The sequence below is a fragment of the Pseudomonas sp. FG98 genome (assembly GCF_057808595.1).
The window spans coordinates 1-4,458 of record NZ_JBMDIJ010000166.1 but is presented as its reverse complement, the minus strand read 5'-3'; the positions used below and the strand labels follow the sequence as shown (position 1 = coordinate 4,458).

The window sequence follows — 4,458 nt, the reverse complement described above, 5'->3', positions numbered from 1 at the left end:
GATAGAGATGTGTAGATACCCATGCTCATCGCTGGCAAGCCAGCTCCCACAGGGTTATGGGCAGCCAGCAAATGCCTGTTCATTCAGGGGTATCTTCAGCCCCGCCCCAACCCCTCGATAAACAACCCCATGAAGCGCAACGCCTGCTCCAGCAGCCCCTCCAGAAACTGCCCGAGATCCCCGACCAGTACGGTCAGCAGCAACATCCCCACGAACAGCGTCGCCGGGAAGCCCACCGAGAACACCGTGAGTTGCGGCGCCACGCGGTTGAGGATGCCCATCGCCAGGTTGATGATCAGCAGCGCCCCCACCATCGGCAGGGCCAGCAGCAAGCCGGTGAGGAAGATGGTCCCGCCATGCCGGGCCATGGCGTTCCAGGCCTGGGGGTTGAAGTCGAAGTGGCCGATGGGCAGGCGCTCGAAGGTGCTGGCCAGCAGTTCCAGGACCAGCAGGTGCCCGTCCAGGGCAAGGAACATGAGGATGGTCACCAGCCCGAGAAAGCGCGAGAGCACCTGGCTGTTGGTGTTGCTGTCGGCGGAGAAGAACGAGGCGAACGCCAGGCCCATCTGCATGCCGCAGATTTCCCCGGCCATTTCCACCACCGCCAGGGTGATGCGCATGACCATGCCCAGGGACAGGCCGATCAGCAGTTGCTCGACGATCACGCCGAAGCCGGCCCAGGAGAACAGCGCGATTGGCGGCAGCGGCGGCAGGTTGGGCGCGATGAGGAAGGCCAGCAGCGCGGCGAGGCCGACCTTGACCTGGTTGGAGATGTTCTTGTGCCCAAGGATCGGGTCGCTCATGAAGAACCCGAGAAACCGGCAGAACGGCCAGAAGAAGGCGCTGACCCAGGGCTGCAGTTGCGCCCAGTCGACCTCGATCAACGCCCGTCAGCCAATCAGCGTCGGCAGGCTGCTGAACAGCGCGCGGGTGTAGTCCACCAGCATTTCCATCAGCATCGGCCCGGCGAGGATCAGCACCAGGCACACGCCGACCACCTTGGGAATGAACGACAGGGTCGATTCGTTGATCTGCGTCGCCGCCTGGAACAGGCTGACCAGCAGGCCGATGCACAGGGTCACCAGCAGCAGCGGCGCGGCCATGGTCATGCTCATGCGCATGCCCTTGTAGGCCAGGTCCATCACCATTTCCGGGGTCATCGCGGTCCTCCAGTCAGACCGGGTAGAAGCTTTGCGCCAGCGAGCCGAGCAGCAACTGCCAGCCGTCCACCAGGACGAACAGCATCAGCTTGAACGGCAGCGAGATGGTCGAGGGCGGCACCATCATCATGCCCAGCGCCATCAGCACACTGGCCACCAGCAGGTCGATGATCAGGAACGGGATGAAGATGGTGAACCCGGCCTGGAACGCGGTCTTCAGTTCGCTGGTGACGAAGGCCGGGAGCAGCACGCGCATGGGGATGTCCTCGGGGCCCTGGAGGTCGCCGATCTTGGCCAGGCGTGCATACAGGCCGATATCGCTTTGCCGGGTCTGCGCCAGCATGAAGGTGCGAAACGGCTGGCTGGCCTGGTCGAGGAACTGCTCGACGTTCATTTCGTCCCTGGAAAACGGCAGCCAGGCCTTTTGATACGCCTGCTCCAGGGTTGGCGACATGACGAAGAAGGTGAGGAACAGCGCCAGCCCCAGCAGCACCTGGTTGGGCGGTGCGCTGGTGGTGCCGATGGCGGTACGCAGCAGGCCGAGGACGATGATGATGCGGGTGAAGCCGGTCATCATCAGCAGCACCGCCGGGAGGAAGGCCATGGCACTGAGCAGCAGCAGGGTTTGCAGGCTCAGCGACCATTTTTCCCCGCCGGCCTCGCCAGTGAAACCGGACAGACCTTGCAGGGCAGGCGCGGCATCGGCGACCGGGATCATCAGCAGCAACAGCAAGGGCAGCAGGGCCGGACGCAGCCTCATGGACGCTTCTCCACGCCACGGCCCAGGGCGTCGGCCAAGCGCTGGGCGAAGCCGCGTGCGGCGGGTTCGTCAGCAGCGGCGGCGTCTGCGGTGGGCGCTTCCAGTTCGGACAGGCAGGTGACCTGTTGCGCTGTCACGCCCAGCACCAGCCAGCGCCCGCGCACCTCGACCACCATCACCTTTTCCTTTTGCCCGAGACGGGTGCCGCCGATCACCTTGACCACTTCGCGGGTGCCGCCGGGCCGCGCGCCGAGGCGCGAGATCAACCAGCCGCCGAGGAGAATGCAGGCGGCGACCATGCCCAGGGCCAGGGCGGTCTTGCCCAGCAGGGCGAGGCCGACCAGGTCGTCGGCGGGCGCGGGCGGGGTCATCGGTTGAGCTTCTGCACACGCTCGGACGGCGTGATGATCTCGGTGATGCGGATGCCGTAGCGATCATCCACCACCACCACTTCGCCCTGGGCGATCAGGTAGCTGTTGATGAGGATATCCATGGGCTCGCCGGCCAGGCCGTCGAGGGCCAGCACCGAGCCCTGGGCCAGCTCCAGCAACTGCTTGATGGTGATGCGGGTGCGGCCTAGTTCCACGCTGAGCTTGACCGGGATGTCCATGATCATTTCCAGCTCCCGCGGCGAGGCGGTCGGCTGGACGACGTCCAGGGGCTTGAACACTGGGTTCTCGGCCGGCGCGGTCACTGCCTGGCCTTGCTCGGCCAGCGCCTCCGCCCAGGGGTCGAGCTCGCCGGCGGCGCCCTGTTCGGCCAGGGCGTCGGCCCACTCGTCCTGTTCGTGTTCGGGAAGGTTCGGATCACTCATTCTCGGAGTCCTTGGCTGTGGGCAGGTGGCCCTTGACGAATCGGCTGGAAGAAGAGGGCTTGCCCAGGGAGTGATCGATCAGGTCCTTGACCAGCAGGGCGCGGGCGCCGTTGTAGCTGCCGTACTCGCAGTTCATCACCGGCACGCCATCGACCCGCACCTTGACCTCGTCCGGCAGTTCGAGGGGCAGCACGTCGCCGACCTTCAGTGCCATGACCTGGCCCAGGCGCGAATCGATCTCGGCGAAGTCGGCGATCAGCTCGACCTGGGAATGGGGAATCTCGTCGGCCATGCGCCGGTTCCACTGCCGCTCTTCGTCCGGGTTGACGTCGGTCAGCGGGCCGTTGAGCAGTTGGCGCATGGGCTCGAGCATCAGGTACGGGATGACGACGTTGAAATCGCTGGAGAGGTTGCCCACTTCGAGGTGGAAGGTGGAATTGACCACGATTTCATTGGGGGAGCCGGTGATATTGGCGAACTTGGCCTGCATCTCGGAGCGCAGGTACTCGATCTCCAGCGGGTACACCGCCTTCCAGGCATCGCGGTAGGCGTCCACGGTCAGGTCGAGCAGGCGGCGGATGATGCGCATCTCGGTGTTGGTGAACTCGCGGCCTTCGGACTTGGTCACGAAGCGCCCGTCGCCGCCGAACAGGTTGTCCACCACCATGAACACCACGCTCGGCGGAAACACTACCAGCGCGGTGCCGCGCAGGGGCTTCATGGCCAGCAGGTTGATGTTGGTGGGCATCGGCAGGCGCAGGGAAAACTCGCTGAAGCTCTGGTAGCCGATGCCCTTGACGGTGATGTCGACGTTGCGCCGGATCAGGTTGAACAGGCTCATGCGGAAGTAGCGGGCGAAGCGACCGTTGATGATATCCAGGGCGTGCAGGCGCTCCTGGATCACCCGGTGCTGGGTCGCCGGGTCGTAGGGGCGGATGCGTTCGTGTTCGTCGGGGGACTCGCCGCCGGCGAAGTGCGTGTCTTCGCCGTGGGCGAAATCGATGGGGTCGAGGTCGTCGCTGCCGCGCAGCAGCATGTCGATCTCTTCTTGCGAGAGCACGTCGTTGGTGGACATGGGTTATTGCACGATGAAGTCGGTGTAGAGCACGCCGAGCAGGGCGATATCGCCCTGCCCGCTGGCCAGGGTGCTGCGCAACAGTTCGAGGATGCGCGCAGCCAGGGCGTCCTTGCCCTGTGGGGTCGCCAGTTCACTGCTGTCCTGGCCGCTGAGCGCAGTGAGCAACTGGCTGCGAATCTTCGGCATGTACAGTTCCAGCAGCTTGCGTGTTTCTTCGTTGCCGACTTCCAGGTTGAAGCCGACGTAGAGCATGTCCGAATCGCCGCGGTCATTGCGCAGGTTGACCGTCATCGGCGCCACGCTCACCAGCAGCGGTGCCTGGGGCAGCGCTGCGGCGGGGCGACTGGCCTGTAGCGCGGCGCGTTCGCGCATCACATAGGCATACACGCCCGCCGAGCTGGCGGCCGCGGCGACCAGGGCCAGCGGAATGAACCAGAACCAGATCTTCTTGGAGGTGGAGGGCATGGACAGCTGCTTCGGGAATGAGACTGGGCGCGAGTATGCCCAGCGGGGGCAGGGGGTGAAGGCGCGATAAGAGCGGGTTTAGGGGGTTATCTTGGCGCTTTGCCGGGTGATTGATGGTGCCTGTTTGGGCCTCATCGCTGCATGGGTATCTACACATCTCTATCAGGTACAACACGGACCT

7 protein-coding genes are annotated in these 4,458 nt (G+C 64.7%); all 7 read right to left on the bottom strand.

What is annotated here, in order from left to right:
• Nucleotides 1–95: 95 nt before the first annotated feature.
• Genes fliR through ACODSK_RS32380 form a run of 7 tightly spaced genes read right to left on the bottom strand, consistent with a single transcriptional unit; the run spans nt 96 to nt 4,277 of the window.
• Nucleotides 96–884, bottom strand: coding sequence for a flagellar biosynthetic protein FliR (gene fliR / locus ACODSK_RS32410; RefSeq protein WP_489022215.1), 789 nt, complete (start codon nt 882–884; stop codon nt 96–98).
• Between the two features lie 6 nt (nt 885–890).
• Nucleotides 891–1,160: a flagellar biosynthesis protein FliQ gene (fliQ, locus tag ACODSK_RS32405; protein ID WP_489022213.1), complete on the bottom strand. Its 270-nt coding sequence runs from the start codon at nt 1,158–1,160 to the stop codon at nt 891–893.
• 13 nt (nt 1,161–1,173) lie between these two features.
• Complete coding sequence (gene fliP, locus ACODSK_RS32400; RefSeq protein ID WP_489022211.1) at nt 1,174–1,920, bottom strand: flagellar type III secretion system pore protein FliP; 747 nt, start codon at nt 1,918–1,920, stop codon at nt 1,174–1,176.
• Nucleotides 1,917–2,291, bottom strand: coding sequence for a flagellar biosynthetic protein FliO (gene fliO, locus ACODSK_RS32395; protein ID WP_489022210.1), 375 nt, complete (start codon nt 2,289–2,291; stop codon nt 1,917–1,919). Before fliO ends, fliP begins: the two co-directional genes overlap by 4 nt.
• Complete coding sequence (fliN, locus tag ACODSK_RS32390) at nt 2,288–2,734, bottom strand: flagellar motor switch protein FliN (protein WP_489022208.1); 447 nt, start codon at nt 2,732–2,734, stop codon at nt 2,288–2,290. The genes fliO and fliN overlap by 4 nt, the downstream gene beginning before the upstream one ends.
• Nucleotides 2,727–3,809 (bottom strand): flagellar motor switch protein FliM, encoded by a 1,083-nt coding sequence (gene fliM / locus ACODSK_RS32385; protein WP_489022206.1) that lies wholly within the window; start codon nt 3,807–3,809, stop codon nt 2,727–2,729. The genes fliN and fliM overlap by 8 nt, the downstream gene beginning before the upstream one ends.
• Nucleotides 3,810–3,812: 3 nt before the next feature.
• Nucleotides 3,813–4,277, bottom strand: a complete 465-nt coding sequence (locus tag ACODSK_RS32380; RefSeq protein ID WP_489022204.1) for a flagellar basal body-associated FliL family protein — start codon at nt 4,275–4,277, stop codon at nt 3,813–3,815.
• Nucleotides 4,278–4,458 lie beyond the last annotated feature (181 nt).